At 48.7% G+C, this 3,908-nt stretch carries 2 protein-coding genes; both read left to right on the top strand.

All coding sequences use genetic code 11. The annotated features are described in order from the left end of the window. On the top strand, nucleotides 1-553 hold a 553-nt coding region (locus JGK22_RS32650; protein WP_293209071.1), incomplete at its 5' end, for a calcium-binding protein. An 814-nt stretch (nucleotides 554-1,367) separates the two neighbouring features. Beyond that, nucleotides 1,368-3,908: DUF4347 domain-containing protein (locus JGK22_RS32645; protein ID WP_293314510.1), on the top strand; the 2,541-nt coding region annotated here is incomplete at its 3' end.

The raw sequence follows: 3,908 nt of genomic DNA, 5'->3' as shown, positions 1-3,908 counted from the left end.
CGACAACCTGTTAGGCAACTTAGGAAATGACACAATTAATGCTGGCAACGGCAACGATCTTGTGTTTGGTAATGAAGGTACAGACTTGCTGTTTGGTGGAGCAGGAAATGACACGATTTACGCCGGCAAAGACAACGACAGTCTCGATGGCGGTATTGGCAACGACTTCCTGCTCGGCAACAATGAAAACGATGTCCTCTGCGGTGACGCCGGTAACGATACGCTTTTCGGCGGTAAGGGTAACGATCTCCTTGCTGGCGGTGCTGGTTCCGATTTCCTTTCCGGGGATATAGGAGATGATACTTTGACTGGCGGTTCGGGAAGTGATGTGTTTTTCCTAAATCAAAGTTTGGGTAGTGACATCATTACTGATTTCCGCAAGGGCGAGGATTTAATTGGGTTGGCTCCCGGTTTGAGTTTCAATCAACTCAGCATTGCGTCTAGCAGCAATCAAACTTTGATTAGCGTGACGGGTACCAATCAATTGTTAGCGAAGCTTAACGGTGTACCCGGTACTCTCAGCGCTGGCGATTTCACTCAGGTAACAATCTAACTGCCTCTGGTAGGGTGCGCGACGCGCACCTTACTATCGGCAAAACATCGGGTAGGGTGCCCGGCGGGCTGAATGTTTTGACTAAAGACTGAGGATTTCCTCCCGCTGGGTACCCTACTGTTAGTTACTGGAATTTCGGATTTTTTGGGAACTTTTCGCGATCGGCAAATACCTCAAATTGACAGACCTTGAGAGCAGATTTTAGGGTTTTAGGTCAATCAGTAATTTGGAACCGCAGCAGCTCTTCTCTGGATTGACATTACATCCTCTGCGGTTAATTGAAATCGGGTGAATCTAGTTTTTGAAGAGGGCGAAGCATGACCGCATATAAGTTATTAGTTATAATCTCATATTCACGGAGGTCATGCTTCGCCCCTACACAGATATTTGCGAAACCCAGATGCACCCATTGAAATCAAAGCAATCGCCACATAGCAATAATTCTGTCTGAATGTATTTTTCTGATTTAAATCATGGAGAAAAACCAGAAATTCTCTTGATTCTAGTTCCCCCATGCTTTCACGAAGTTTTTTAGCAATCCGGGGGTTTTCAGAATGTATATTTTACCAGAAATAATTGGCTGAAAGTCTCTACATTTGAGGAAGCAATTAAAGTCAGACTATTCATTAATCCAATCCTCTTCATTATAGGTAGAGGTCGCTCTCAAACTGTCAACTGTCAACTGTCAACTAAGAGGGCTCTCACGGGGGCACTGCCCCTACAACTGTCAACTGTCAACTGTCAACTGTCAACTGTTGAAGGACTTCAAGGTCATTTACCAGCAAATAGTAAACATCATCATCGGGTATGAAAAATGAACTCAACTTTTACCAGTATTGATTCACAGTCTGTTCTCGGCAATTCTCGTCCTAAATCTCTTGTCTTCATTGACTCGGACTTAGATGACTATCAAACTTTGGCGGGCGGCGCGATCGCAAATTCTGAGACAATCATTTTAGATAAAAATAGCAACGGAGTCGAGCAAATTACTGCGAAACTGCAAACCATTGCTGCTGCGGGGGGAACTGTAGACCAAGTTCACATTTTTTCTCACGGGAATTCTGGCAGTTTGCAGCTAGGTTCGGCGACGCTGAATTCGGATAATTTGCCGCAGTATGCAAGCCAGTTGGAAGGGTGGCGCACGGCATTGAGCGATCGCGCTGATATCATGCTTTACGGTTGCGATGTGGCGGCGGGTGATGGGGCTAATTTTGTCGATCGCCTTTCGGAGTTAACCGGGGCTGATATTGCGGCATCTAGCGATCGCACTGGCCGCGGTGGTAACTGGAATTTGGAGTTTACCAAGGGTGATATTGAAGCACCCCTTGCCTTGACTCCAGAAGCAATGGCGGATTACCAAGGGACTTTAGCCACTGTTACCGTTACCAACACTAATGATAGCGGGGCCGGTTCATTGAGAAGCGCGATCGCCTCCGCAGCAGCCGGCGATATTATTCAATTTGCCTCCTCTCTGGCCAATCAAAAAATTACCCTCACTTCCGGTCAACTTGTCATCAACAAAAACTTGACAATTGATGCAAGTGCTGCTAGCAATTTAACCATCAGTGGCAACAACACTTCGCGGGTAATCCTCACCGAAGGTTCCACCAATGTTACTCTAAAAAACCTGATTGTTGCCGACGGCAAAGTTTCGGGAACCGATCCGAATAATGAGGCGACTAGCAGCGGCGGCGGCATTCAAACTGGCGGTAACAGCACTTTAACTTTAGAAAATTGCCAAGTCAACAATAATGTTGCCGGTTTCGGCGGTGGCGTTTACACGGGTTTCCGCAGCACCACAACAGTAATTAACAGCAAGTTTAGCGGCAATGACGGTTCTTTGGCTAGCAATACCGAACGCGGCGGCGGGGCGATCGCCACTAAAAGCGGCGGTGTTCTGAATATCAGAGATAGCGAATTTACCAACAACAAAGGCAGCTATGGCGGGGCTGTGAATAACCTGTTGGGCAGCATGACGATCGAAAACTCGAAATTCACTGGCAACCGCACAGATAAAGGCGTTGGCGGGGCAGTTTACGTCGATGGCGCTAATGCTTCTGGCCCCAATGCAACACCAGGCCCTACTCCTGGCAACATTATCATCCGAGGCAGCACTTTTGACGGCAATATCGGGACAGGAGAAGGAGGTGGAGCCTTTTTGTTTGGTTATAACCAAGACAAAGTAGTTTTGGAAAATAGCACTTTTATTAACAACAAGGCTATCAAAAATGCAGCGGGTCAGGGAGGTTCTGGTGGTGGAGTTCGCCACGGAAATGTAGATTTGACAGTGACAAATACCACCTTTGCAAACAACACAGCCGATGATAACGGTGGTGGCTTGTGGCTGGGAGAAGAGGGTAATATCAACATTGTCAATAGTACATTTTCCGGCAACACGGCTGCTAAACAAGGCGGCGGAATAGTTGTCGGTAACAAAGATGCCTTTTCGACTAACATCGTCAATTCGACTTTTGCCAAGAACACCGCTGGAGAGTTTTCGGGAGGTATTGCAACTTTTGGAAATCAGCCAATTACTGTCAAGAATTCGATTTTTGATAGCAACACGGCTGGCAATCCTTTTAAAGTTAAATTCCAAACTGGAAGAGAACTAATTGATGGCGGGAATAATCTTCAGTTTCCCGCTAAACTTACGACAGGCGATCCTAACGACAATAACGCTACGGCAAAGGTGACGATCGCAGATCCGAAACTCGGCCCTTTGCAAAATATTAACGGCGCTTTCGTGCTGCCGCTGCTAGCCGGAAGCCCCGCCATTGACACAGGTACAGGTGCAGGCGCGCCAGCTAAGGATCAGCGCGGTGTGACTCGCCCCCAAGATGGTGATGGTAACGGCAGTGCGATCGTCGATATCGGCGCTTTTGAATTCACAACGACAGCCACGCCGACTCCGACACCAACTCCTACACCAACTCCGACACCTACACCCGCCCCAACTCCGACACCCGCCCCAACTCCGACACCCGCACCAACTCCGACTCCGACACCCACACCCGCCCCAACTCCGACACCCGCACCAACTCCGACTCCGACACCCACACCTGCGCCCACGCCGACACCGGCACCAACTCCGACTCCGATACCGGGCACAGATAATTGTTTGCTCGATCGAGTCAGCGCCCCGGAATTAAACTCTGCTACCATCACCCCCAACCCCGTCCAAAACACTCTCAATGGCGGTAACAATGCCGATTTCATGATGGGTAGCAGCATCCCCGAGTCGATTAACGGGCTGGGCGGCAACGACACTATCTACGGACTTGGCGGCAATGACAACATTGACGGCGGTGCAGATAACGACTTGCTCTTCGGCAATGACGGCACTGATTTCATCCAA

The sequence above is a fragment of the Microcoleus sp. PH2017_08_TRC_O_A genome, from assembly GCF_020738665.1.
In the GTDB taxonomy this organism is placed as follows: Bacteria; Cyanobacteriota; Cyanobacteriia; order Cyanobacteriales; family Microcoleaceae; genus Microcoleus.
Note: the sequence above shows the minus strand (reverse complement) of the source record. Positions and strands in the feature narration are given on the sequence as shown.